The organism is Arthrobacter sp. Hor0625 (assembly GCF_052567525.1).
This window is the reverse complement of sequence record NZ_CP199586.1, coordinates 914,549-938,526: the sequence shown is the minus strand read 5'-3', so window position 1 is coordinate 938,526 and position 23,978 is coordinate 914,549. Positions and strand designations below refer to the sequence as shown.

The following is a 23,978-nucleotide window of genomic DNA, read 5'->3' as shown; positions in this document are numbered from 1 at the left end:
CGTTCGCGCTTAAACCGACGGGGTGGGGCTAGCCGAAGTACTTCGGCAGCGTCCCCTCGTGGGCTTCGCGGAGTGCGGCCAGGCTCAGGGTCTCGACGCCGTTGATCTCCAGCTCGCCGCTCTCGGCATCCACGACGCCGATCCGGACGTGCGCGAAGCCGCGGGCGGTGCACATGTCCTTGAAGCGGATCTCCTCGGACCGGGGCACCGCCACGATGGCGCGGGCCTGGGACTCGGAGAAGAGCGCGGTGAACAGGTCCACGCCGTCGCGGTCCATCACGTCCTGCAGCGAGATCCGTGCACCGACGCCGTAGCGCAGTGAGGACTCGACCAGGGCCGCCGCGAGACCGCCTTCGGAGAGGTCGTGCGCGGAGTCCACCATGCCGTCGCGGGAGGCGTTGATCAGGATCTGGCCCAGCTCGCGTTCGGCGGCGAGGTCAACCTTCGGCGGAAGGCCGCCCAGGTGCCCGCGCAGCTTGGACCACTCCGAGCCGTCCAGTTCCGCCGCCGTCGTGCCCAGCAGGTAGATGGCCTGGCCGTCCTCGCGCCAGCCCGAGGGCGTGCGGCGTGCGACGTCGTCCAGCTTGCCCAGCACCGCCACCACGGGGGAGGGGTGGATCGGAACGCTGCCGGTCTGGTTGTACAGCGAGACGTTGCCGCCCGTGACCGGGATACCGAGTTCCATGCAGGCGTCGGACAGGCCGCGGATGGCCTCGGCGAGCTGCCACATGACGTCCGGGTCCTCCGGCGAGCCGAAGTTCAGGCAGTCGCTGACGGCCATCGGTATGGCGCCGGCGGTGGCGACGTTGCGGTACGCCTCGGCCAGGGCCAGCTGCGCGCCGTGGTACGGGTCCAGGTAGGTGTAGCGGCCGTTGGCGTCGGTGGCCAGCGCCACGCCCAGGCCGGTTTCCTCATCCACGCGGACCACGCCGGCGTCGTCCGGGAACGCCATGGCCGTGTTGCCGCCGACGTAGCGGTCGTACTGGTCGGTGATCCAGGACTTGGAGCACATGTTCGGCGAGGCGACGAGCTCGGTGACCGCCGCGGCCAGTTCCGCCGGGGCCGCGGGGCGGCCGGCGTCCTGGACGGAGCCGGTGAAGGCGTCGGCCTGGACCGCGTCCTGCCATTCCGGCCGGGCGTACGGGCGGTCGTACACGGGGCCGTCGTGGGCGACGGTGCGCGGGTCGACGTCGACAATCACTTCGCCGTCCCAGGTGATGATGAGGCGGCCGGTGTCGGTGACCTCACCCAGCCAGGAGTACTCCACGGCCCACTTGTCCATGACCGCCTCGAACGCGGCGATGTTCTCCGGCGTGACCACGGCCATCATGCGTTCCTGCGACTCGGACATCAGGATCTCGCCCGGCGTCAGGGTCGGGTCGCGCAGGAGCACGGAGGTCAGCTCCACCTGCATGCCGCCGTCGCCGTTGGAGGCCAGCTCGGAGGTGGCGCAGGAGATTCCCGCGGCGCCGAGGTCCTGGATGCCCTCAACCAGGGAACCCTTGAACAGCTCCAGACAGCACTCGATCAGGACCTTCTCGGCGAAGGGGTCGCCCACCTGGACGGCGGGACGTTTGGAGGGCTTGGTGCTGTCGAAGGACTCGGAGGCCAGCACGGAGGCGCCGCCGATGCCGTCGCCGCCGGTCCGGGCGCCGAACAGCACGACCTTGTTGCCCTTGCCGGAGGCGTTGGCGAGGCGGATGTCCTCGTGGCGCATGACGCCGACGGCGAGGGCGTTGACCAGCGGGTTGCCCTGGTAGACGGAGTCGAAGACCATCTCGCCGCCGATGTTCGGCAGGCCCAGCGAGTTGCCGTAGCCGCCGATGCCGGCCACCGCGCCGTGCATCACCCGGGCGGTGTCGGGGTGGTCGATCTCGCCGAACCGGAGCGGATCCATGACCGCCACCGGCCGGGCGCCCATCGAAATAATGTCGCGGACGATCCCGCCGATGCCGGTCGCCGCCCCCTGGTAGGGCTCCACGAACGACGGCGAGTTGTGGGACTCGATCTTGAACGTCACGGCCCAGCCGTCGCCGAGGTTGGTGACGCCGGCATTCTCGCCGATGCCCACGAGCATGTCCTTCTTCATTTCCTCGGTCACCTTCTCGCCGAACTGGCGCAGGTGGTTCTTCGAGGACTTGTAGGAGCAGTGCTCGCTCCACATCACGGAGTACATTGCCAGCTCGGCGCCGGTCGGGCGCCGGCCCAGGACCTTGACGACCTCGTCGAACTCGTTCTGCTTCAGGCCCAGCTCGGCCCAGGGCAGCTCGGTGTCGGGGGTCTTGGCCGCGTGCTCCACGGTGTCGATGTTGAACTTCTTGGCGGTCTCCGCGGGCTTCGCCACTGCCGGTGTCTCCGTCATTTGTTGTCTCCCACGATCTTGTTCAGGACAGAGGTGAAGAAGCCGAGGCCCTCGGTGCCGGAGCCCGTCTGCGGGCCGAACCCGGCCTCGACGGCGTGCTCGGGGTGCGGCATGAGGCCGACGACGTTCCCGGCGGCGTTGGAGATGCCGGCGATGTCGCGGCGGGAGCCGTTCGGGTTCCAGCCGACGTAGCGGAACACGACCCGGCCCTCCGCCTCCAGGGCGTCCAGGGTCTTCTCGTCCGCGATGTACTGGCCGTCCTGGTTCTTCAGCGGCACGGTGATTTCCTGCCCGGCGGCGTAGTCGCCGGTCCAGTCGGTCGTGTTGTTCTCGACCCGCAGGACCTGGTCGCGGCAGAGGAACTTCAGGTGGTCGTTCTTGATCATCGAGCCGGGCAGGAGGTGCGACTCGGTGAGGATCTGGAAGCCGTTGCAGATGCCGAGGACCGGCAGTCTGGCGTCCGAGTTGGCGGCATCAATGACCTTGGCCATCAGCGGCGCGAAGCGGGAGATGGCGCCGGCGCGGAGGTAGTCGCCGTAGGAGAACCCGCCGGGAATGATGACGGCGTCCACGTCGCCCAGGGTGGTGTCCGCATGCCAGAGCGCCACCGGGGTGGCGCCGGCCAGGCGCACGGCGCGGGCGGCGTCGCGGTCATCGAGGGTGCCGGGGAAGGTCACGACGCCGATTTTGGCGCCGGCGAGGCGCGGGTTGGCGGCGACGGCGACCGCCTCGCCGATCAGGGGGAGTTCAGTCATCTCAGGCCTCGACGACCTCGACGTTGACGACGTCCTCGATCACCGGGTTCGACAGCAGGGTCGCCGCGGCATCACGGGCCTGGGCCAGGATCTCCTCGGTCACCTCGCCGTCGACGGTCAGTTCGAAGCGCTTGCCCTGGCGGACAGAGCTGAAAGCGGTGAAGCCCAGGCGGGGCAGTGCACCCACGATGGCCTTCCCCTGCGGGTCGAGAATCTCGGGCTTGGGCATGACGTCGACAACGATCCGGGGCATCCGGCAACTCCTGTGCGTGAGCATTGGGTAAGGGCGCAGCGGAGTGGTGCCGTCTCACGCCGATCCGCTGTGGTGGACAGCGTGATGCGGGCGCTCCGCGAGCTTGCAAGCCCATTCTACCGGGCGCCGTGGTTCCTGCCGTCTTCGTGACCCCGGGCCCTCCGGCCGGGCACCGAAGCCGGCTATGGCCTCGGCCCGGTGCGCTCAGTAGGATGTGCGCATGGCTGAGAAATCGAAATCAGTACTGCTTCCCGTCATGGCCGCCGCGGTGTTCGCCGGGCTGGGCCGGATGGTGTTCCAGAAGATCCGGGCGGACCGGGCAGCCAGGTCCACGAAGGTGGCCGGACCCTTGGATGAGAAGACGAAAGCCTGGATCAGCGAGGTGGTCCGGACTCCCCGCCAGTAGGGGGACGGCCGGCAGGCGACAACACAACCGGTACCGGTCCGCGCCGGGCGCGGACCGGACAGGCAGCAGACAAAGCCGGGGCGGGACCAGCCGCCCCGGCTTTGCCATGCCCCCGCAGTGACGGGACTTGTCGCGGAATATGACCATTTTTGATTAGAAGCCTGTGGTCTATGTCATATTTGTCTCTCAGTCTGTACTGTATGAATCGGCTGGTATCCGCAGGGTCCGAGAGACGACTCCTGATCCCGTACCTGATCCAGACCGCAGTCCCCGGCAAAGGCGCCGGGACCGTTCCTTCTGAAAGGTTCAAAACACTCGTGAAATCACCAGGAAAGAGCTTCCTTCGAAGCGGGGGACTCCGGAGGGCCGCGGCACTGACCCTGGGCTTGCCGGTTCTCCTTTCAACAGTTGCCATCGCGCCCGCCACCGCGGCGCCGGCCCAGGGCTCCGCGGTCGCGGAAGTCGCACAGAAGAGCCTTGACCCGGCCAGCTACCCGGATGGCCGCTACATCGTCCTCCTCGCCGAGAAGCCCGCGGCAACCTACGAGGGCACGACGGCCGGCCTGCCGGCCACCAAGCCCGCCAAGGGCAAGAAGCTCGACGCCAACAAGGCCGAGGTCAAGAAGTACCGCGCGCACCTTGAGCAGAAGCAGTCTGCGGTGGCGGGCAAACAGAGCGTCAAGATCCAGCGCCAGTTCACGGCTGCGGTCAACGGCTTCAGCGCCGAGCTGACCACCGCCCAGGCCATCAAGCTCGCCAAGGACGCCAACGTCCTGACGGTCGCCCCGGATACGGAGAACGCGCCCGACTACTCCAGCACCGACTTCCTCAAGCTCAGCGGGGCCAACGGCACCTGGAACACCAAGTTCGGCGGCCAGGACGGCGCCGGCAAGGGTGTCGTCGTCGGCGTCATCGACACCGGTTACACCCCCGACAGTGCCTTCTTCGCCGGTTCCGAGGTCAAACCGCTGGTGGGCGCTCCCGTCGTCGGTGTGCCCTACCGCACGGCGGACGGCAAGATCGCCATGCTCAAGGCCGACGGCGAGACGTTCATCGGCGAGTGCCAGAAGGGCACCGGCACCGGCGCGTCCTTCGACGGCTCCGCCTGCAACTCCAAGGTCCTGAGCGCGCACTACTTCGCCGACGACTTCCTGCGCTACGTCCCGGCAGGCGACCGCTCCCCGCTCGAGCAGCTCTCCCCGGTCGACGTCGCCAGCCACGGCACCCACACCGCCAGCACCTCCGCCGGCAACGCCAACGTGGAAACCTTCGTTGACGGCCGCAGCTTCGGCCTGACCAGCGGCATCGCCCCGGCAGCCAAGCTGTCCGTGTACAAGGTCTGCTGGGAAGACACCGACCCCGACACCGGCGGCTGCTACAGCTCCTCCTCGGTCGCGGCTGTGGAGCAGGCCATCGAGGACGGCGTCGACGTCCTGAACTACTCCATCTCCGGTTCCGCGACCTCTGTGATCGACCCGGTATCCGTGGCGTTCCTCAACGCCGCATCCACCGGCATCTTCGTAGCGGCCTCTGCCGGCAACTCCGGCCCGACCGCCAGCACCGTCAACCACGGTGCGCCGTGGGTCACCACGGTCGCCGCCAGCACCTTCTCCCAGGAGCTCCAGGGCACGGTGGAATTCGCCGACGGCACCAAGTTCCGCGGCGCCAGCATCATGAACGGCGAAGTCAAAGACGCCGGCGTCGTGCTGTCCGCCAACGCGGCGGCCAAGGCCGGGGACGCCAACGCGGCCCTGTGTGGCCCGGACACCCTCGACCCGGCGAAGGTCGCCGGCAAGGTTGTCGTCTGTGACCGCGGCGTCTTCGACCGCGTCGCCAAGAGCGCCGAGGTCAAGCGCGGCGGCGGCGTGGGCATGATCCTGGTGAACCTGAGCGCCTCCTCGCTGGACGCTGACCAGCACTCGGTCCCGACCGTGCACGTGAACCCGCCGGCCACCGAGGCCATCAAGGCCAAGGTCACCGCCAACCCGGCCATCAAGGTCTCGCTGGTCAACAAGGACACCACCGGGCTTCCGCTCGAGGCCCAGCCGCAGATCGCCGGCTTCTCCTCCCGCGGGCCGCTGCTGGCCACGGATTCGGACCTGCTCAAGCCCGACGTCGCGGCCCCCGGTGTGGCAGTGCTGGCCGGGGTTTCCCCGATCGGTGAAGGTGGAGCCAAGTTCGGCTTCATGTCCGGCACCTCTATGGCCGCCCCGCACGTCGCCGGTTTCGGCGCCCTGCTCCTGGGCAAGAACCCGACCTGGTCGCCGGCTGCGGTGAAGTCCGCCATGATGACCACCGCTTCCGAGGTCAAGCTCGCCGACGGTTCCAAGGACACCGACGTCCACGCCACCGGCGCGGGCGAGGTGGACCCGGCCCGCATGGTGGACCCGGGACTGATCTACGACGCCGACGCTGAGGACTACCTGAAGTTCATCCAGGGCACCGGTGTGGATCTGGGCCTAAAGTCCAGCACCAAGCCGCGGGACATGAACGTAGCGTCCTTCGGGCTGGGCAACCTGACCGGACGGATCGAGGTCACCCGCACGCTGACCGCACTGACCCCGGGCGTCTACAAGGCCAGCTTCAACGTCCCGGGCATCAAGGTCAGCGTCGCCCCGGCAGCGCTGAACTTCAAGGCCGCAGGCGAGAAGCGCACCTTCAAGGTCACGTTCGAGAACCAGGGCGCCGCACTGGGCAAGTTCGCCATGGGCCAGCTGCGCTGGACCGGTGCCGGCAAGACCGTCACCTCGCCGATCTCGGTCCGTCCGCAGTCCGTGGTTGCCCCGAAGGATGTCTTCTTCAGCACCACGTCCGGCACCGGCTCGGGGGACATCGACGTCGTCTCCGGCACCAACAGCCCCGTGGGCATGACCCTCGACGGACTCTCGAAGGCGGACTCTTCCGCCGTCGAACTGGTCCCCGGTCCGTTCGCGGGCCGCGCCGATGCCTCGACGTTCGTCAAGTCGGTCCAGGTCCCGGCGGGCGTGCCGCTGGCGAAGTTCTCCGTCCTGTCCTCGGATCCGGCTTCGGACTTCGACATGTGGGTGGTGACCCCGCGCGGCGTTGAGCAGGTTGCGACCTCCTCGTCGAGCGAGTCGCTCTCGATCTCCAACCCGGCGGCCGGCAAGTACACGATCTACGCGAACCTGTACTCCAGCCCGGACGGCAAGGCCCGCAAGGCCTCGGTTGACGCGGCGGTCCTCGGCGCGAACGTGGGCAACGCCACGCTCTCGCCGAACCCGCTCAAGCTGACCAACGGCAAGGCCGGGAAGGTCACGCTGAAGTGGACCGGTCTGAAGCCGGGTTCCTACATCGGCCGGGTGACCTTCGCCGGTGCCAGCGCACCGACCTTCGTCAGCGTTTCGGTGACGGCGGCCGGCACCGCCACGGTGGCCCCGGCAGCGGGCGCTCCGGCCGTGAGCCGGGACGCAGGGAAGGCGCGCAGCAACGCCAGCTAGGCAGTAGCGCATTCGGAAACGGCAATGGCCGGCGGTTCATCCCGCCGGCCATTGCCGTTTCGTGCGTCTGCTGCGTCATCCCGCTGCTGCGGCGTGCGTGCGCCGTTCCCGGCAGGGCTCAGCTGGCCCCGGTCCCTCCGGCCGTGCCGCCCAGCAGCGGGGCCATGGCGCGCCAGCGGGCGATTTCGCAGCCGTCGGTGCGGCTGAACTCGCAGTGCACGGAACGGCCCAGGTAGCGTCCGGTGACCACCGCCACCTGCGGGCCGCCGTACTGCTGCGTGCACAGGCGGGGCGGCCCCGGCTGCGGAAAAAACACCTCCTCGCCGTGCTCCCGGAGCGCGGCCAGCGCGGCGGCGGGATCCGGCAGGGTGGTCGCGTCCGCCGCCGTCCCTTCGTCGGCGACCAGGCGGAAGCTGTATTCGGGGGCGCCGGGGGCTTCGGTCAGGCGGATGGTGAGGTCAACGTCGTGCACGGTCTCGGCGGCGTCGGTCATGGGCGTCCTTCCTGGGAAACGGGCAGCGGGTGAGCCGCGCCGCCGGCGGCGTCCAGCAGCGGCGAAAGCTGCTCCAGCAGCCGGTGGCGGAGTTCCTGGGCAGCGGCCGCGAAGGTCCGCTGTTGCTCAACATATTCGGCCTTGCCGTCGGCCGTTTCGATCCGGATCGCCGGATAGCCCCACTCGCTCAGTTCGTAAGGCGAGGCGCGCATGTCCATGGCGCGGATCCGCCAGGAGAGCTCGAAGCAGTCCATCACCAGCTCGCTGGGCAGCGCCGGCGCCAGCTTGTACGCCCACTTGTACAGGTCCATGTTGGCGTGCAGGCAGCCCGGCTGTTCCATCGCCCGTTGGTTCTCCCGGCTGGGCCGCAGGGCGTTCAGCGGCGCTGCGTCCGGGGTGTAGAACCGGAAGGCGTCGAAATGCGAGCAGCGGATCCGGTTGTCCTCGACCACCCGGTCCGTCTGCTCCGCGCCGAGCCGCAGGGTGAGGTATTCGTGCCGCAGCTCGAACTTGTCCTGCCGGTAGACCATGGCCCACTCGTGCAGGCCGAAGCAGCCGAACTGCGCCGGCCGGGCGGCGGTTCCCGCCAGGATGATGCCGGCAAACTGCACGGCGTCGCGCCGCTCGGTGACGAAGCGTTCGACGTCGACAGTCACCGCTGCGGTGCCCGGTGCCAGCCCCGCCGCGGCCCGCTCGCCGGCGTCGGCGGCCCGGTAGTACTTCCAGCCGGCCCGCTCCGCGGCCGCCGGCCCCGACAGCACGGTGCCGGCGCCGGGATGCCAGCGGAGCAGTTGCCCGGGCTTCTGCGTGTAGTAGGTGAAGAGGAAGTCCTCCACCGGGTGCTTCAGGCCGGCGGACCTGCGGGCGAGGTAGGGGTCGGCGTAGGTCCGGACGCGCTGCTGGTGCGCGGCTTCACGGGCCAGCCAGCTGTCCTCGGGGAGATGCTGCAGCTTAGGCTCCACCGCTGGATCCCAGGACATCCTTGGCCGCGTTCCAGAGTTCAATCTCGCAGCCGTCGGTCCGGCTGAACTCCGATTTCACTGTTTTGCCGTCCACTGTTCCGGTGACGGTGGCCGTCTGCGGTCCGCCGTACTGCTGTGTGCAGGCCCGGTCCGTGGGGCGGGGGCCGGGGCTCAGGATCGCCGGATTCTGCTTCACGGCGGCGCACGCTGCGGCAGCGGTGGGGTGGTTGCTGCCGGCCGCCGGCTCCCCGTTGCTGCACCGAAGGGTGTAGCTGACCGCCTTCGCGTCAGCGGAGGACTTGAACAGTACCGCGAGCTCGGCATCACCCTGTCCCGGGACGGCTGTCGGGGACGTTCCGGGCGACGCAGGGGCGCTCGAGGCGGAGGACGGGGCCGCGGTCGGGGATCCCGGGCCGGAACCACCGCCCGGCGCGCAGGCGGCGAGGCCGGCTGCCACCATCAGGACGAGCGCGGCGGGGATCAGGTTTTTGCGCATGGACGCCTCCTCGGTTTCAGCCCCATTCTAGCGCTGGACGGTCCCCGGGGACCCGGGGCGCCCGGCCTAGTGCGGCCTACTCGTGGCCGGGGACGCCGCCGGCCGCCGCTCCGGCCGATTGGGTCGCAGCGATCAGCCGCATCATGGCGCCGTGGAGTTCAGCGACCTGTTCGCGGTCCAGCCCAAGCAGGGCCATCATGGTGCCCGGGACCGCCGTCGCCTGCTGCCGCAGCGCGGCCCCTTCGGGTGTCAGCCCGACCGCGAGGCTGCGTTCATTGCCAGCGACCCGCTCCCTGGTGATGTAGCCCGCCGTTTCGAGCCGGCGCAGCAGGGGTGAGATAGTGGCCGGTTCCTGGGCCAGGGCCCCGCTGATATCGCGCACGGACCGCGGGCTGGACTCCCACAGGCACAGCATGACGAGGTACTGCGGATGGGTGAGGCCCATGGTGTCGAGGACCGGTTTATAGGCGCCGACGACGCTGCGGGAGGCCACCGTCAGCGCGAAGCAGAGCTGGCGTTCGAGCAGGAGATCCTCGTCCGCGGAAACGGTTGGTGCAACAGCCTCGGCCACAGGGCCCCCTTCAGATAGTTAGTGCACTAATTATTAGCGTACACTGATGGTGCATCCGGTAACGAGGAGAGGGTAGCCATGGCCAAGGAAAATGCCGCAGAGAAATTCATGCGGAGGACCGGGAAACTTCGGGCCATTTTCGGTCCCGCCAGCCGCACCTCGATCGGCCACGAGATGACCGCGCAGAACCGCGAACTGTTGGCCCAGCGGCAGGCCGAAACCCAGCAGTGGGAAACCCTGCACCGCCCGGACGGCAGCACCTACGTCGTGCCGCGGGACCCCTCGGACAAGTCGCTTCGCTAAGCTCCCGGCCGGGACGGTACCCGCCCGCCCGCCGCGCCTTTTGCCGGCGTCGGGCGTAAAATTAGGGGCACTGGCGCCCCTGCGCCATTGCTGTTCCGCTTTTCCTGCCAGCAGGAGAGGGGGTGGGAAATATGGCATATGCACTGAGGAAGGCTGCGTTGCGCCGGCAACTGCACCCGTCGGTTTGGGTGCGGTTCCTCTTCGGCCCTGCCTCGCGCGGTGACTACTCCGCGCCGGTCGTGCACCGGCATGACGACTTCGAGCAGGCCTCGGAGACCGATCTCGCCGGCTTCGAAGTGGAAACCGACTCGGAGGGGCACCACTACGCCGTCCGCCGGGAGGACCTCCCCAAGGAACAGGTCTGAGGCTCCGGTGAGTCAGGCCAAGTGATGCGCAAAAGGGAGCGGCAAGCTGCCGCTCCCTTTCGCAGGCCCGCGAGCCGGCCGCGGGCCTGCCGCTAGCGGCCGGTGCCGCCGTAAACCGTCGCTTCGTCCTCGCTGTCCAGGTCGAAGGCCTTGTGGATGGCGCGAACGGCGTCGTCCAGCAGGTCGGCGTGGGTCACCACGGAGATGCGGATTTCGGAGGTGGAGATCATGTTGATGTTGATCCCGGCCTCGGAAAGCGCCGCGAAGAAGCGCGCCGAAACACCCGGGTGCGAGCGCATGCCCGCACCGATCAGCGAGAGCTTGCCGATCTGCTCGTTGTACTCGATGCTCTCGAAGCCGATCTCGGCCTGCGCGGCGCGGAGGGCGGCCAGGGCGTCGGCGCCTTCGACGATCGGCAGGGTGAAGGAGATGTCCGTGCGGCCGGTGCCGTGGGTGGAGACGTTCTGGACGATCATGTCGATGTTGGAGTGGGAGTCGGCGATGACCTGGAAGATCGCCGCGGCCTTGCCGGGGATGTCCGGGACGCCGACGACGGTGACCTTGGCTTCGGAACGGTCGTGTGCAACGCCGGAGATGATTGGCTGCTCCAAGGCAACTCCCTCTTGAATCGTGATCTTGTCGTCGGCGCTGGGCAGGACCCAGGTGCCTTCGTGCTGGCTGAATGAGGACCGGACGTGCAGCGGCACTCCGAAGCGGCGGGCGTACTCCACGCAGCGCAGGTGCAGGATCTTGGCCCCGGAAGCCGCCAGTTCGAGCATCTCCTCACTGGAGATGCTGTCGATCTTGCGGGCGGACGGCACCACGCGGGGGTCGGCGGTGTAGATGCCGTCGACGTCGGTGAAAATCTCGCAGACGTCGGCGTTGAGGGCAGCGGCCAGCGCCACCGCCGTCGTGTCCGAACCGCCCCGGCCCAGGGTGGTGATCTCGTTGGTGCTTCGGCTCATGCCCTGGAAGCCGGCCACAATCGCGATGTGCCCCTTGTCCAGGGCCGTGCGGATCCGGTGCGGGTCGACGTCGATGATCCGGGCCTTGCCGTGGATGCCGTCGGTGATCATGCCGGCCTGCGAACCGGTGAAGGACTGGGCGGAGGCGCCGTACTTGTTGATCGCCATCGCGAGCAGCGCCATGGAGATGCGCTCACCGGCGGATAGGAGCATGTCCATTTCCCGGGCCGGTGCGGAGTCAGTCACCTGGGCGGCCAGGTCGAGGAGCTCGTCCGTGGTGTCGCCCATGGCGGAGACCACGACGACGACCTCGCCGCCGGCGTTGTGGGCGTCCACGACCCGGCGGGCGACCCGCTTAATCCCCTCTGCGTCGGCCACAGAGGATCCGCCGAACTTCTTCACGACCAGGTGCTTGGTGACGGCAGGCTCCGCGGGCAGCACCTGCGGCTGCGGTCCGGGGTGGACTTCGGTGGTGGGCAAACTCATGCGGGCACCCTCACTGGATCATCGGGGTTCTGGGCGAAACTGCCAAGCGGCGCAACCAAGGGGCGCGACGGCGGCTTCTGGTCCAAGTTTATCGCCGCGGGCGGTCCGGCGTTGAATTGTGACCGAATGGCAGACGGGCGGGGTCCTCTGCGACGGGCATGCCCATTGGCGGGCTTGAAGGAGGGGCAGAACAGTGTTCTGCCCATCGCTGGTCCGCGCGGTTGGGCATGTCCGTTCCCGGGGGAGCGCGGAAAACGCCGCACCGCGCCGGTGGCCGGTCCGGTCAGCTCAGCTCAGCGCGTTGCGGCGGCCTTCGAAAGCGCGGCCCAGGGTGACTTCATCGGCGTATTCGAGGTCCCCACCGACGGGCAGCCCGGAGGCAAGCCGGGTAACGGCAATGCCGATCGACTTCAGCATCCGGGCCAGGTAGGTCGCCGTCGCCTCGCCCTCGAGGTTGGGGTCGGTGGCGATGATGATTTCCTGGATGGCCCCGTCGTTGAGCCGGGTGAGCAGCTCCCGGATCCGGAGCTGTTCCGGCCCGATTCCTGCGATCGGATTAATCGCCCCGCCCAGCACGTGATACCTACCGCGGAAGGATCGGGTGCGCTCGACGGCGAGGACGTCCTTGGACTCCTCCACGACGCAGATCACGGCCGGGTCCCGGCGCGGATCCCGGCAGATGTTGCACAACTCCTGCTCGGTCACGTTCCCGCAGACAGTGCAGAACTTCACCCGCTCCTTGACGGTGGTGATGGCCTCGACGAGCCGTTTCATGTCCTGCGGATCGGCCTCAAGGATGTGGAAGGCGAGACGCTGGGCGGACTTGGGACCGACACCGGGGAGACGGCCGAGTTCATCGATCAGCTCCTGGACTGCACCTTCGTACACAATATCCTCGTTCGATTAGGGGTGGGGCCAACCGGCCGCCGGGGGCTAGAAGCGCGGCGCCAGGGGACTTCCGTCCAGGGAGCGTTCCTCGAGCAGCTTTCCGCCGAGGATGCGTTCGACGGCTGCGCGGCCGAAGACCCCCGACTCTTCGATTGTCTCGTCGTCGGCGCTGGGAATGTCCTGTTCGTAACTGGTGGCCGCGACCGCCGCCCGCGCCGGGGCCTTGGCGCGACCAGCCTCCGCTTCGGGGCTGTTCGACAGGCGCTGGTACAGACTCTGCCGTCCGGATGCCGGAGGGGCACCGACGGGGGCCGTCGTCGTAACGGACGCGGTCGCCGCGGTGATGACGGCGGATCCGGTCGTGGTCGGCACAAGCACCGGCTCCGGGCTCCCGAGCCTAGCCGCGCCGGCAGGGGCCGGCCCGGGGGCGGCGTCGGCCTGCCGGGGCGAAGCTCCGGCGCGGAACGCGCCCACCGGCTCCGGGATCTGGGCCACGGCCGGCTCGTAGTGCGGAGGCTCGGGCTCCTCGCTGCGTGCTGCTGGAGCCGCCGCGGGCTCCGTGGTGCCGCGCCGGCCCACGTTCAGTTCCGTCCCGACGGTCCAGACCCCGGGGGACTGCTCGACGGCACGAGCCCACGGGTCCTCAGCAGTGTCCGCGGCCCCGCGGGCCGCGGTCGTGGAGCCCTGCCCCGCGGGCGCCCCGGACGCAACTCGGGAAGGGTCCGGCGCGGAAGCGGGCGCCGGAGCGGCGTGCTCCGGCGTGCGGGACGCTGCCGCCCGAGCCGGGGCGCCGTCGGAGGGGCTCCAGTCCATGGGCGGTTCTTCGTCCAGCGGCGGAGCGTCTTCATCCCGGGGCGGACCCCAGTCATCGTCCGGGTAGGAGTACGACCCTGCGGTGTCGGGGGCTGCGCTCTCCTGCTGTGCCGGGCGCGGGGGCGCCGCACTAGCCGAGGGGGCCGCCGGTGCAGCGGAGGGAACAGGGGCGGCGTCGCGGGAGGCATCCGGTGCCGGGCTCTGTTCCCGGACCGCGCTGGGAGATACGGGCGCGCCGTCGGTCAGCCCGGCGCCGCCAGCGCCGGATGCGTTCCGGGAGTCCGTGGTTCCGGCGGCAGGCTGCCGGGACTCGGGGCCGGGATCCGCCGGAGCGGGCGCCAGGCCCCAGGCGACGTCCGCCGACGTGGCCGGCATTTCCCGGCTAGTAGGCGCTTTTGGGTTTGGCTCAGAGCTCGCTGCACTGCTGGCGCCGCCGGCGACGGCGGTGATCTGGCAGTCGATGCCGATGGTCCGGGAAATCGCCTGGCGCAGGTTCTCGGCGTGATCGGCGCGGCCGAAGGCGCCGGCGAGGCCCGGGGTGGTGAAGGACAGCGTGAGGACCTGGCCCTCAAAGTGGCCCACCTGCGCGTTGGGTTCGACGAGCGCCCAGGTGCTCCGCTTGATCTTGGTAAGGGCCTGCAGGATCTCGGGCCAGGCGCGGCGCAGCACCTCGACGTCGGCGGAAGAGCCGGCAGGTGCGGGCGCGGAGGTCGCCTGGGCGCTGGCAGCGGGTGCCTGCGTGGTTGCTGCCGCGGGAGCCGGCGTGGCCGCGGGAGCGGGCGGAGCCGCCGGCGGTGCAGCGGGTGCGGTGGCTGCCGGTTGCGGACGCTCCGCCTCGCCCGCCGGCGGCGCGGCGCTTGGGGCCTGCCCGGCCGGGCGGGAGCCGCCGCGGGACGCGGCGGCCTCATCAACCGGCCAGTCGTTCGTGCTGACCCGCGGCGCGGTGATCGGGGTCCGTTCCTGCTGGCCCTGCGGCGGCGCTTGCTCCGCGGGTGCCGCTGCGGGAGCTGCGGCCTGTTCCGCTGGCCGGGCGGCCGCGGCGTTCGGGGCCGAAGCGGCGGCGGCGGGTGCGGGAGGCTGGCTGGCGGGTGCCGCGGAGGCCGGGGGAGTGGCCGGCACGGAGGCGGCGGGAGTAACCGGTGCGGATGGTGCGGGGGCAGCGGCACCCGCGCCGACAGCTGGTGCGGGGCTGCCGGCGGGGGCGCCGACGTCGTTCCCGGCGTAGTTCATGCGCCGTTCCACCCGGTCGATGCGGGCGGCAATGCCACGTTCGTTCTGCTCGGAGCTGGGCAGCAGGATCCGGGCGCACAGGAGCTCCAGGTGAAGCCGCGGAGAGGTGGCGCCGGTCATCTCCGTCAGCGCGGTATTGCTGACGTCCGCGGCGCGGGACAGCTCGGCTGCGCCGAGGTTATGGGCCTGGTTCTGCAGGCGGGCGATCTGGTCCGCCGGCATGCCGCGGAGGATCGACTGGGCGCTCTCCGGCATGGCCTGGACGATGATCAGGTCGCGGAACCGCTCCAGCAGGTCCTCCACGAAGCGGCGGGGGTCGTGGCCGGTCTGGATCACGCGGTCCACTGCGCGGAAGACCGTCGCGGCGTCGGACGCTGCCACGGCCTCGACGACGTCGTCCAGCAACGAGGCGTGGGTGTAGCCGAGCAGGGCCACCGCGAGCTCGTAGTCCAGCCCGTTCGGTCCGGCGCCGGCCATGAGCTGGTCCAGGACCGACAGCGAATCCCGCACGGAACCGCCGCCGGCGCGGATCACGAGGGAGAGCACCCCCGGAGCGACCGGAACGTTTTCCTGCTGGCACAGCAGCTCGAGGTACGCCATCAGCGGCTCGGGCGGAACCAGCCGGAACGGGTAGTGGTGGGTCCGGGACCGGATGGTGCCGATGACCTTGTCCGGTTCCGTGGTGGCGAAGATGAACTTGATGTGTTCCGGCGGCTCTTCGACGATCTTGAGGAGGGCGTTGAAGCCGGCCGAGGTGACCATGTGGGCTTCGTCGATGATGAAGATCTTGTACCGGTCACGCACCGGCGCGTACGTGGCGCGTTCACGCAGGTCGCGGGCGTCGTCGACACCGCCGTGGCTGGCCGCGTCGATCTCGATCACGTCGAGGGAGCCGGCGCCGCCGCGGGCCAGTTCGATGCAGCTGGGGCAGACGCCGCAGGGGGTGTCGGTCGGGCCCTCGGCGCAGTTCAGGCAGCGCGCCAGGATGCGTGCGGACGTGGTTTTACCGCAGCCGCGCGGGCCGGAAAAGAGGTAGGCGTGGTTGACGCGGTTCTTCCGCAGGGCCGTCATGAGCGGCTCGGTGACGTGCTCCTGTCCGATAACGTCCGCGAACGAATCGGGGCGGTATCTACGGTAAAGAGCGGTTGTAACAGTCACAGCTAAACCCTACCAATCGGCACAGACATAAAAGACCCCCCATGCACCCGCCAGAGCCCATTTACCCTTGCTACCTTCCGGTCCTGGGGGAGTTCAACAGGATGACGCCACATGAGGGGCCGTCGACTACTTTACCCGACAATCGGGACTGCCCCGAATCCGGCCTCCCGCGGGCCCGGACACGCTCTGACGGAGGCGCCGGACTGGCTCTGACGGACATGCCCGTCCTTCTCGGCGAGGCCTGGGCATGCCGGAGCGGGCCTGACGGGCATGTCCATCCTTGGCGGTGGGGGCTGGGCATACCGGGTCATGCTCAGTGGTGGAGAGGGCGGTTGGGCATGTCCGTTGGTGTGAAGGACGCGGCGCGCGGCCGGGGAGGCGGCGGCCCGGGGAGGGGCGGCATGGCAGGCTCCGGGCCGGCGGCGGGGACGGATTTGGGCGAAGCCGGGAAATTCAGGTAGTCTAGTATCTGCTTTTGATTCAGAAGCAATTGGAGAATTCGCCTAGCGGCCTATGGCGCACGCCTGGAACGCGTGTTGGGTTAACGCCCTCGGGGGTTCAAATCCCCCATTCTCCGCGGTTGGCCCCGGTCCTTAGGACCGGGGCCTTTTTGCATGCCCGGCGGGACACCCCGGGCGGCCCCGGCCCGCGGCTTCAGCCTCCCGGTTCCTCACGCCCCGGTCGGTTCCTCATACCCCAGCCGGCGCAACCTCGAACGGGCGGCCTGTTCGCTCGGGCCCATCCTGCCGAGAGCCAGATGGACGACGCCGAGTGTGGCCGTGGTGGCCAGCCGGACCGGCAGGGGGAACGGCCCCAGCCGAGGCATCCGCAGCCCCAGCATCGCCCGGTACTTCGGTTCGAGGCTGGCCACCGCCGCCGCGAACAACACCCGGTATCCCGGCCGGAGGACGGGGTGGAGCGGGGGATTGCGGATAAAGGCCACCGTTTCGGCCACCCGACCATCCGAGGTGAGTTCGCCGTCGTCGTACCAGCGGTCCAACTGTGCGCGCATCTGGGCCTCGCTCAGCGGGGGCGACTCGACGCCCATCAGCGTGCCCGCCTGCGCCCACTCGCGGACGTAGGCATCCGGCCCACCCGGAATCGGCCGGCCCCAGAGCTTATGGGCCGAAAGGAAAGCATCGGTGAAGGCAATGTGGACCCACCGGAGCAGGTCCGGATCGTTGGCCGCGTAAGGCCGCACCGCGCCGTGGCCGTCCACATACGTGCCGCGTACCGGCTCGTGCAGCCGCAACACCCAGTCCGACGCCGCGCGGGCCGCGTCGGTGGAGCCGTACGTGACGGTAAAGATCCAGCGGATCGTTCCGGCGAGCCGGCCCAAAGGATCCTCCCGGAAGCGCGAATGATCGTGCACGCCGGCCAGCGCGCCCGGATGCAGGGCCTGCATCAGCAGGGCCCGGATGCCGGCCACGATCGTGGGCATGTCTCCGTGGACGGCCCAGACGGCGGAGCCGGGACGGTGGTACCCGGCGTCGTCACCCTCGGCGAGGTGGCCCACCCACTCCGGGACAGCGTCCCGGGTTCCGGTGAACGTGTACTTGAGTTCGGCCTGCCACTCCCGAAGGACATTGCGCATACCCCTATTCTTACCCGGGCCGAAGGGGGCCGGTACCTGCTTTCCCGCCGCGGCTACTGGGACCGCGGGGAAGTGCCCGCAGACAAGGCATCAGGGAGGTTCACAGGGGCGGATGAGTGTGTTCACATAAGGAGGTGGGTCCGACGGGAATGGGGCCTGGCGGACAGGATTGCGGGAGTCACATCGTGGGAAAACACTGGGGAAACTCATCGAATGGACGGTCCAGGGCTTCGACGGTTGTCGTGCGCTCCCTGTCCGCAGCCTCCGGGGTGGCCCTGGCCCTGCTGCTTTTCGGCGCACCTGCGCCCGCCGGTCCCGGGACCCGGGGCGCGACGACGCCGGCCGCTGCCGGCTCGGTTGGTCCCGGGCTGCTCGACGCCCGAGGCGACGCATCCGCCGTAGCCGGCGACGGGTCCGCGACGGCGGCCGGTCCGCTGACGGTGGACCGCCGGGCCCTGGTCTCCTTCACTACGGTCCAGACCCGGTCCAAGACGGGTAAGGGGGAGCTGCGGGCAGCTTCGGCCGGTCTGACCCGGCCGGGCAAGGGCTTCCTGATGGCTCCGCTCGAGACGCTCAACCAGTCCTCGCACTTCGGCCTGCGCACCAGCCCCCTGACAGGAGCGGCCGGGGAATTCCACTGGGGCCAGGATTTCGCGGCGCCGTGCGGCACCCGGGTCTATTCCGCCGACGCCGGCGTGGTCCGGGCAGTGGGCTGGCACCCCTGGGGCGGGGGGAACCGGGTCGAAATCGATCACGGCAACGGCCTGATCACGACGTACAACCACCTGCAGGGCATAGCGGTCCACAAGGGCGAATCCGTGGGGGTCGATGAAGTGATCGCCCTGGTCGGAACCACCGGGTCCTCCACCGGCTGCCACCTGCACTTCGAGACGATCCTCAACGGCACGCACGCGAACCCGCTGGACTGGAAGTTCCTTCCCACCCGGCAGGTCGACCGGCTCGACGCCATCCGGATGACCAGCTACGCACCCGGCGCCGCCAGGGCCGGGGGCGGCGGTTCGGGCAGCCCCGACGCCGACTGGGCGATCCCGGTGGCGGCAGACCACACGCACGCGGTCGCCGGCGGCATCCAGGAAAAGCCGGTGGCACGCACCGGCGGCGCCCGCACGGCCCCGCCGCCCACGAAGACGCCGGGGGCAGCGCCGACGCCGACCGCAAAGCCAACGCCAACGCCAACACCAACCGCAACGCCCACGCCCACGCCGGGCGTCCCCACGGCCCCGGGCACGACGCCCGCCCCGGGCACGACGCCCGCCCCGACCCCGACGCCCACCCCGACGCCGACGCAACCCGCGACCCCGACGCCCGCCCCGACCCCGACGCAACCCGCGACCCAGCCCACGGTGCAGCGCAGCCCCGACCCGACCCTCGCGCCGGCCCCGGCACCCGTGGTGACCGATCCGGCGTCGGCAATTGGGCCGTCCGCAACCGTCGCCCCGCCCCCGCCGGCACCCTCGCCGACCGTGACTGCGGCGCCCGCGGAGAGCACCGCCACCCAACCGTCGGCCGGCCTGGAACCGTTGGCAACGCCGTCGCCGTAGCCAGGGCCGGCCGCCCCGGGACTCTCTGCCGCGGCAGGCCCATACCGCTGTGCGGCGGCAACGAACCTGTGTCATGACCCTTTCCGGCCCCTACGAGCGAGGAACGCGCCCATGACCGCCCTGCATTCCATTCCACTGACCCTCAACGACGGCACCGAGACGGACTTCGGCAGCTTCAAAGGACGCGTGGTGCTGGTGGTGAACGTCGCCTCCCAGTGCGGCTTTACGCCCCAGTACGCCGGCCTCGAAGCCCTGCACAACAAGTTCCGCGCCGAGGGCTTCAGCGTCCTGGGCGTCCCGTGTAACCAGTTCGCCGGGCAGGAGCCGGAGGACGACGCCGGGATCGCCGCGTTCTGCCAGCGCAATTTCGGCGTGACGTTCCCGCTGACCGCCAAAGCGGACGTCCGCGGCCGGAAACAGCACCCGCTCTACGCCCAGCTCACGAAGTTCCGGACCGGCCTCCTGCCCGGGTTCGTGAAGTGGAACTTCGAGAAGTTCCTGGTGAACCGCGACGGCGTGGTCATCGCCCGTTTCGCCCCGACGGTCGAGCCTGACTCCCCCGAGATTATCGAAGCGGTCCGGCAGGCCCTCGCCTGAACAAGGCGGCGGAAAACCCGCGGGAGCCCTGCCGAAGGCAAGGGCACAAGGGGCCCTATCCCTGCGCGGCATCCCGGCCTAGACTGGCCGGACCTTCCGACATTTAGCCACCACCGCCGGGCAGACTGGTCTGCCCTGCCGGCGACGCAGCCGGTCGCGGCGGCCCGCGGGAGGTGCATCAGCACGCTTCGAGAATCACAACTGGGCACTCAGCATTGGGGTCCGTGAAACCAGGAGGAAAGTGATGACAGGAAACAAGGCCGTTGCCTACAAGGGGCCAGGAAAAGTCGAACTGATCGACATCGATTACCCCACTTTCGAACTCAAGGACGGCCCGGGGGTCAACCCCGCCAACGTGGGGCGGCAGGTGCGCCACGGTGCCATCATCAAGACCGTTGCCACGAACATTTGCGGGTCGGACCAGCACATGGTCCGCGGACGCACCACCGCCCCAGCCGACCTGGTGCTTGGCCACGAAATCACCGGCGAAGTCGTGGAAGTGGGCCCGGATGTCGAGTTCATCAAGGTGGGGGACCTCTGTTCTGTCCCCTTTAACATCGCCTGCGGCCGTTGCCGCAACTGCAAGGAACGCAAGACCGGCATCTGCCTGAACGTCAACCCCGACCGGCCCGGCAGTGCCTACGGCTACGTCGACATGGGCGGCTGGGTCGGCGGACAGGCCAACTATGTGCTGGTGCCGTACGCGGACTGGAACCTGCTGAAGTTCCCGGACAAGGACCAGGCCATGGAGAAGATCATGGACCTGGCCATGCTCTCGGACATTTTCCCGACCGGCTTCCACGGCGCCGTCTCGGCCGGTGTCGGGGTAGGCTCCACCGTCTACGTCGCCGGTGCCGGCCCGGTGGGCCTCGCGGCCGCCACGAGCGCCCAGCTGCTGGGAGCCGCGGTGGTGATCGTGGGCGACATGAACGAGGACCGACTCAAGCAGGCGCGCTCCTTCGGCTGCGAGACGGTGGACCTGTCCAAGGGAGGGCCGGCCGAGCAGATCGAGCAGATCCTGGGTGTCCCCGAGGTCGACTGCGGCGTCGACGCCGTTGGCTTCGAGGCCAAGGGGCACGGCCACGACGCCAAGGAAGCCCCGGCGACCGTACTGAACTCCCTGATGGAGCTCACGGCGGCCGGCGGCGCACTCGGCATCCCGGGCCTCTACGTCACCGGCGACCCGGGCGGCGTCGACGAGGCGGCCAAGAAGGGCGCACTCTCGCTCAGCCTGGGCACCGGCTGGGCGAAGTCGCTGAGCTTCACCACCGGACAGTGCCCGGTGATGAAGTACAACCGGCAGCTCATGATGGCCATCCTGCATGACAAGGTGCACATCGCCAAAAACGTCAATGCCAAGGCCATTCCCCTTGAGGACGCACCTAAGGGCTACGCCGAATTCGACGCCGGCGCAGCCACGAAGTACGTGCTCAACCCGAACGGCTACCTGAGCTAGCCGCCCGGAAGCCAAGTAATCCCGCTTCCGGCGGGCACCGCCTGTCCATGCCCGGACAGGTATGTGCCCGCCGGAGTACTTGGTTATTGCCATTTTCAAAACATGCCTACTGGAGTTTGCACACCGCAGGCCAATTGTCTGGTTGGATAGATAGTACTGAGAGGGACGCAGGGGGCCACCGCCCCACCCAACCAGGAAGGTCTGCAATGGAGCTCATCGAGGCCGAGCACCCCCGGCCACGCCATTTCCTACTCCACCTGAGCGATCCGCACCTGCTGGGAGGCACGGATCCCCTGCACGGTGTGGTGGCCAGCGATACCCGCTTGAGACAACTCTTCGACCAGGTCCTCGCCTCCGGCGCCCGCCCTGAAGCCGTGATCTTCACCGGCGACCTGGCCGACCGCGGCGAAGTCGCCGCCTACGCAAAACTCAGGGCCATCGTCGACCCCGCCTGCAAGGCGATGGGCGCCAAAGCCATCTGGGCCATGGGCAACCACGACGACCGGTCCAACTTCCGGACCGGTCTGCTGGACCAGCCGGCGGACGCGGCGCCGGTGGACCACAGCTACTTCATCAACGGCCTGCGGGTGATCACCCTGGACACGTCCGTCCCCGGCTTCCACCACGGCGAACTGGACCCCGAACAGCTGGAGTGGCTCGCCGCCGAACTCTCCACGCCGGCGCCGGACGGCACCATCCTGGCGCTGCATCATCCTCCCGTACCCTCCGTGCTGGACCTGGCGGTGCTCGTGGAGCTGCGCGGCCAGGCGGCGCTCGCCGGGGTGCTGCGGAATTCCGACGTGCGCGCCATCCTCGGCGGCCACCTGCACTATTCGACGACGGCGACGTTCGCGGGCATTCCCGTTTCGGTGGCCTCGGCCACCTGCTACACCCAGGACCTGAACGTCCCCGTCGGCGGCAGCCGCGGCCGCGACAGCGGCCAGTCCTTCAACCTGGTCCACGTCTACGAGCACACCATCGTCCACTCGGTGGTGCAGGTCGGGGACACCCTGCCGGCGGTGGGCGAATTCGTCACGGCCGAGGAAGCCCAGCGGCGCATCGCCGCCGCCGGAATCCGCCTCCCGCGCCAGGCCAGGCTCGAGGACCCCGCGGCCGGGCCGGGCCAGCGCAGCATCGCCACCCGCAACTAGCAGAGGCTACTTCTCCCAGGGCGCCTTGATCGGAAAGTACTTCTCCAGGAAATCAGTAACCACTTCGGCGCGCTCATCGGCCGGGACCTCCGGGAAGCTGCCGTCGTTGAGGCAAAAGAAGTCCATGTTCCGCTTGGCCAGCAGCTTCGGCAGGTAGCTCAGGCCCGCCCGTGCGGTCGTATCCACATACCGCACCTTGGCCGCCGTCTGGGTCACGGCCCGGCCGGTCAGCAGCGCGTAGTAGTGGTAGAACGAGTTGGTCACCGAGATGTTGTCCGCCGCGCGGAACCTGCTGGCCGCCGTCTTGGCGAATTCGGCGGGGAACTCCTCCTCCATCTGGGCCACCAGGCTGCGCCGGAGCGGCGCCGCGGTGTGTTCCAGGTGCCGGGTCGTGATCCGCCCGAAGCGGTCCCACAGCAGCTTGCGGTTGACCCGCGCCGCGTTTTCGAACCCGCTGCGCTCGGCGTCGTTCTCACCGAGGCCGATGCGCGTCTCCGCCTCGATGAACTTGGTGATGCCGCCTGGGGTGAAGAACATGTCCGGCCGGACCGTGCGGCCGAAGAACATGTCGTCGTTGGAGTACAGGAAGTGCTCGGAGAGGCCCTCGATGTGGTGGAGTTGGCACTCCACGGCCTGGGAATTGTGCGTCGGCAGCACCGAGGGGTCGGCGAAGAACTCCTCGCTGCGCACGATTGTCACGCCCGGGTGGTCCGCGAGCCACTCCGGTGCCGGGGAGTCCGTCGCGATGAAGATCCGGCGGATCCAGGGCGCGAACATGTACACCGAGCGGAGCGCGTACTTCAGTTCGTTGATCTGGCGGAAGCGGGCCTCGTGGTCGTCGCCCTCGCCGACGACGACGCCGGCCATCTGCGCCCGGCGCGCCGCGACGTACTCCGGGGAGCTGCCGTCCACCCAGGAGAACACCAGATCGATGTCGAAGCTGATGTCGCTGGCGTGGTCCGCGAACATGTTCTCGATCGTGGGCCAGGTGTGGCCGTAGCGTTCCACCGTGCCGCGGACGGCGTCCTGCGCCAGCAGGGTCCGCCGGGTCAGCGAGTTCTCGATCGGCAGGATCAGCTCGTCGCCCTCGAAGCTCCACAGCTCCAGCTGGACTCCGGCCGAGGCGCCAAACTCCAGTCCGCCGCCGGGTTCCACCCGCGGCCGGTACAGGCGGAAGATGCGGCCCTGGCGGTTGGGGGAGAGTTCGCCGTCTGCGACCAGGACGGAGGACTTCTTCTTGGCGTCCACGGTCATGGAGTAGAACGGTTCGTCCCGGCAGGCTTCGACCAGCGCCTTCCGGAGCTCCCGGCGGTTCTTCCAGTCCACGGCCAGCACCGGCCGGTCGTTATTGCCGCGGACCAGCAGGTAGTCCAGTTTCGCCTCGGCCAGGACGGCACGAAGGAAGAGCAGGTCCTCCACCATGGCCTGGTACGGGGTGCGGTTCTCATTGATCAGCGCATATCTGCCGTGCCGGCGCACGACGTCGGGGCGCGTGCGGAGCCGTGCGACGGCGGCCGGCGAGGTGACCTCGGCGTGGGCGTGGTTGTCCTCGGTCGCCTGGCTGCCGTAGTAAATCTCGTCCTGGATCAATGCGTCCGTAATGTCAGTTCTCCGAGTCGTTGAAGGCCTACTGGGTTCTCTACTTGCATAATAG

The 23,978-nt window shown here is 69.2% G+C and carries 20 protein-coding genes, 1 tRNA gene and 1 other RNA gene; 9 read left to right on the top strand and 13 right to left on the bottom strand.

Going from position 1 to position 23,978, the window contains the following annotated elements:
* Positions 1-28 precede the first annotated feature (28 nt).
* From purL to purS, 3 genes are read right to left on the bottom strand one after another with little or no spacing between them, the layout of a single operon-like run.
* Complete coding sequence (gene purL / locus ACTWLI_RS04135) at positions 29-2,362, bottom strand: phosphoribosylformylglycinamidine synthase subunit PurL (RefSeq protein ID WP_445155412.1); 2,334 nt, start codon at positions 2,360-2,362, stop codon at positions 29-31.
* Entirely contained in the window at positions 2,359-3,117 is a 759-nt protein-coding gene (gene purQ, locus ACTWLI_RS04130) for a phosphoribosylformylglycinamidine synthase subunit PurQ (protein ID WP_445155411.1), read from the bottom strand. The genes purL and purQ overlap by 4 nt, the downstream gene beginning before the upstream one ends.
* Before the next feature lies 1 nt (position 3,118).
* Entirely contained in the window at positions 3,119-3,370 is a 252-nt protein-coding gene (gene purS, locus ACTWLI_RS04125) for a phosphoribosylformylglycinamidine synthase subunit PurS (RefSeq protein WP_056736153.1), read from the bottom strand.
* A gap of 220 nt (positions 3,371-3,590) precedes the next feature.
* Here purS and ACTWLI_RS04120 point away from each other — a divergent pair, with 220 nt between their 5' ends.
* Entirely contained in the window at positions 3,591-3,776 is a 186-nt protein-coding gene (locus ACTWLI_RS04120) for a hypothetical protein (protein WP_445155410.1), read from the top strand.
* 317 nt (positions 3,777-4,093) lie between these two features.
* On the top strand, positions 4,094-7,234 hold the full coding sequence (locus ACTWLI_RS04115; protein ID WP_445155409.1) for a S8 family serine peptidase: 3,141 nt from the start codon (positions 4,094-4,096) through the stop codon (positions 7,232-7,234).
* A 118-nt stretch (positions 7,235-7,352) separates the two neighbouring features.
* On the opposite strand, the gene ACTWLI_RS04110 is transcribed toward ACTWLI_RS04115, so the two are convergent.
* From ACTWLI_RS04110 to ACTWLI_RS04095, 4 genes are all read right to left on the bottom strand, one after another.
* Positions 7,353-7,727 (bottom strand): serine protease inhibitor, encoded by a 375-nt coding sequence (locus tag ACTWLI_RS04110; protein WP_445155408.1) that lies wholly within the window; start codon positions 7,725-7,727, stop codon positions 7,353-7,355.
* Positions 7,724-8,707, bottom strand: a complete 984-nt coding sequence (locus tag ACTWLI_RS04105; RefSeq protein WP_445155407.1) for a 3-methyladenine DNA glycosylase — start codon at positions 8,705-8,707, stop codon at positions 7,724-7,726. Before ACTWLI_RS04105 ends, ACTWLI_RS04110 begins: the two co-directional genes overlap by 4 nt.
* Positions 8,679-9,185 (bottom strand): SSI family serine proteinase inhibitor, encoded by a 507-nt coding sequence (locus ACTWLI_RS04100; RefSeq protein ID WP_445155406.1) that lies wholly within the window; start codon positions 9,183-9,185, stop codon positions 8,679-8,681. The genes ACTWLI_RS04105 and ACTWLI_RS04100 overlap by 29 nt, the downstream gene beginning before the upstream one ends.
* A 76-nt stretch (positions 9,186-9,261) precedes the next feature.
* Entirely contained in the window at positions 9,262-9,756 is a 495-nt protein-coding gene (locus ACTWLI_RS04095; RefSeq protein ID WP_445155405.1) for a MarR family winged helix-turn-helix transcriptional regulator, read from the bottom strand.
* A 78-nt stretch (positions 9,757-9,834) separates the two neighbouring features.
* Between ACTWLI_RS04095 and ACTWLI_RS04090 the strand changes: the two genes are divergently transcribed.
* Entirely contained in the window at positions 9,835-10,059 is a 225-nt protein-coding gene (locus tag ACTWLI_RS04090; RefSeq protein WP_445155404.1) for a hypothetical protein, read from the top strand.
* Between the two features lie 131 nt (positions 10,060-10,190).
* Positions 10,191-10,424 (top strand): hypothetical protein, encoded by a 234-nt coding sequence (locus ACTWLI_RS04085; RefSeq protein ID WP_445155403.1) that lies wholly within the window; start codon positions 10,191-10,193, stop codon positions 10,422-10,424.
* Positions 10,425-10,516: 92 nt separating this feature from the next.
* Here the strand turns inward: ACTWLI_RS04085 and ACTWLI_RS04080 are convergent, their stop codons facing one another.
* The 4 genes from ACTWLI_RS04080 to ffs all read right to left on the bottom strand — a co-directional run bounded on the left by ACTWLI_RS04080 (position 10,517) and on the right by ffs (position 16,088).
* Positions 10,517-11,875, bottom strand: a complete 1,359-nt coding sequence (locus ACTWLI_RS04080) for an aspartate kinase (RefSeq protein WP_445155402.1) — start codon at positions 11,873-11,875, stop codon at positions 10,517-10,519.
* A gap of 288 nt (positions 11,876-12,163) precedes the next feature.
* Complete coding sequence (gene recR, locus ACTWLI_RS04075) at positions 12,164-12,763, bottom strand: recombination mediator RecR (RefSeq protein WP_056736130.1); 600 nt, start codon at positions 12,761-12,763, stop codon at positions 12,164-12,166.
* A 45-nt stretch (positions 12,764-12,808) separates the two neighbouring features.
* Positions 12,809-15,964, bottom strand: a complete 3,156-nt coding sequence (locus ACTWLI_RS04070) for a DNA polymerase III subunit gamma and tau (protein ID WP_445155401.1) — start codon at positions 15,962-15,964, stop codon at positions 12,809-12,811.
* 27 nt (positions 15,965-15,991) lie between these two features.
* An RNA gene (gene ffs / locus ACTWLI_RS04065) (signal recognition particle sRNA small type) lies at positions 15,992-16,088 on the bottom strand.
* Positions 16,089-16,456: 368 nt separating this feature from the next.
* Between ffs and ACTWLI_RS04060 the strand changes: the two genes are divergently transcribed.
* Positions 16,457-16,541: transfer RNA gene (locus tag ACTWLI_RS04060), tRNA-Ser, on the top strand.
* Between the two features lie 93 nt (positions 16,542-16,634).
* Here ACTWLI_RS04060 and ACTWLI_RS04055 read toward each other — a convergent pair.
* Positions 16,635-17,558 carry an oxygenase MpaB family protein gene (locus ACTWLI_RS04055; RefSeq protein WP_445155400.1) on the bottom strand — a complete coding sequence of 308 codons (924 nt, stop codon included), beginning with the start codon at positions 17,556-17,558 and terminating at the stop codon, positions 16,635-16,637.
* Positions 17,559-17,800: 242 nt separating this feature from the next.
* Here ACTWLI_RS04055 and ACTWLI_RS04050 point away from each other — a divergent pair, with 242 nt between their 5' ends.
* The 4 genes from ACTWLI_RS04050 to ACTWLI_RS04035 all read left to right on the top strand — a co-directional run bounded on the left by ACTWLI_RS04050 (position 17,801) and on the right by ACTWLI_RS04035 (position 22,324).
* Positions 17,801-19,120: a M23 family metallopeptidase gene (locus ACTWLI_RS04050; protein ID WP_445155399.1), complete on the top strand. Its 1,320-nt coding sequence runs from the start codon at positions 17,801-17,803 to the stop codon at positions 19,118-19,120.
* Between the two features lie 111 nt (positions 19,121-19,231).
* Positions 19,232-19,717 carry a glutathione peroxidase gene (locus ACTWLI_RS04045; RefSeq protein ID WP_445155398.1) on the top strand — a complete coding sequence of 162 codons (486 nt, stop codon included), beginning with the start codon at positions 19,232-19,234 and terminating at the stop codon, positions 19,715-19,717.
* Positions 19,718-19,961: 244 nt separating this feature from the next.
* Entirely contained in the window at positions 19,962-21,173 is a 1,212-nt protein-coding gene (gene fdhA, locus ACTWLI_RS04040) for a formaldehyde dehydrogenase, glutathione-independent (RefSeq protein WP_445155397.1), read from the top strand.
* Between the two features lie 206 nt (positions 21,174-21,379).
* Positions 21,380-22,324, top strand: coding sequence for a phosphodiesterase (locus ACTWLI_RS04035; protein WP_445155396.1), 945 nt, complete (start codon positions 21,380-21,382; stop codon positions 22,322-22,324).
* A gap of 6 nt (positions 22,325-22,330) precedes the next feature.
* Here the strand turns inward: ACTWLI_RS04035 and ACTWLI_RS04030 are convergent, their stop codons facing one another.
* Positions 22,331-23,914 (bottom strand): stealth family protein, encoded by a 1,584-nt coding sequence (locus ACTWLI_RS04030; RefSeq protein WP_445155395.1) that lies wholly within the window; start codon positions 23,912-23,914, stop codon positions 22,331-22,333.
* Positions 23,915-23,978: the final 64 nt, after the last annotated feature.

Excerpts from the sequence above, each read along its gene's own strand:
- ACTWLI_RS04045 (WP_445155398.1), top strand. The coding sequence starts at position 19,232 with ATGACCGCCCTGCATTCCATTCCACTGACCCTCAACGACGGCACCGAG.
- ACTWLI_RS04085 (WP_445155403.1), top strand. The coding sequence starts at position 10,191 with ATGGCATATGCACTGAGGAAGGCTGCGTTGCGCCGGCAACTGCACCCG.
- ACTWLI_RS04035 (WP_445155396.1), top strand. The coding sequence starts at position 21,380 with ATGGAGCTCATCGAGGCCGAGCACCCCCGGCCACGCCATTTCCTACTC.
- purQ (WP_445155411.1), bottom strand. The coding sequence starts at position 3,117 with ATGACTGAACTCCCCCTGATCGGCGAGGCGGTCGCCGTCGCCGCCAAC.
- ACTWLI_RS04080 (WP_445155402.1), bottom strand. The coding sequence starts at position 11,875 with ATGAGTTTGCCCACCACCGAAGTCCACCCCGGACCGCAGCCGCAGGTG.
- purL (WP_445155412.1), bottom strand. The coding sequence starts at position 2,362 with ATGACGGAGACACCGGCAGTGGCGAAGCCCGCGGAGACCGCCAAGAAG.
- ACTWLI_RS04090 (WP_445155404.1), top strand. The coding sequence starts at position 9,835 with ATGGCCAAGGAAAATGCCGCAGAGAAATTCATGCGGAGGACCGGGAAA.
- fdhA (WP_445155397.1), top strand. The coding sequence starts at position 19,962 with ATGACAGGAAACAAGGCCGTTGCCTACAAGGGGCCAGGAAAAGTCGAA.
- ACTWLI_RS04110 (WP_445155408.1), bottom strand. The coding sequence starts at position 7,727 with ATGACCGACGCCGCCGAGACCGTGCACGACGTTGACCTCACCATCCGC.
- ACTWLI_RS04100 (WP_445155406.1), bottom strand. The coding sequence starts at position 9,185 with ATGCGCAAAAACCTGATCCCCGCCGCGCTCGTCCTGATGGTGGCAGCC.
- ACTWLI_RS04120 (WP_445155410.1), top strand. The coding sequence starts at position 3,591 with ATGGCTGAGAAATCGAAATCAGTACTGCTTCCCGTCATGGCCGCCGCG.
- ACTWLI_RS04105 (WP_445155407.1), bottom strand. The coding sequence starts at position 8,707 with ATGTCCTGGGATCCAGCGGTGGAGCCTAAGCTGCAGCATCTCCCCGAG.
- purS (WP_056736153.1), bottom strand. The coding sequence starts at position 3,370 with ATGCCCCGGATCGTTGTCGACGTCATGCCCAAGCCCGAGATTCTCGAC.
- ACTWLI_RS04055 (WP_445155400.1), bottom strand. The coding sequence starts at position 17,558 with ATGCGCAATGTCCTTCGGGAGTGGCAGGCCGAACTCAAGTACACGTTC.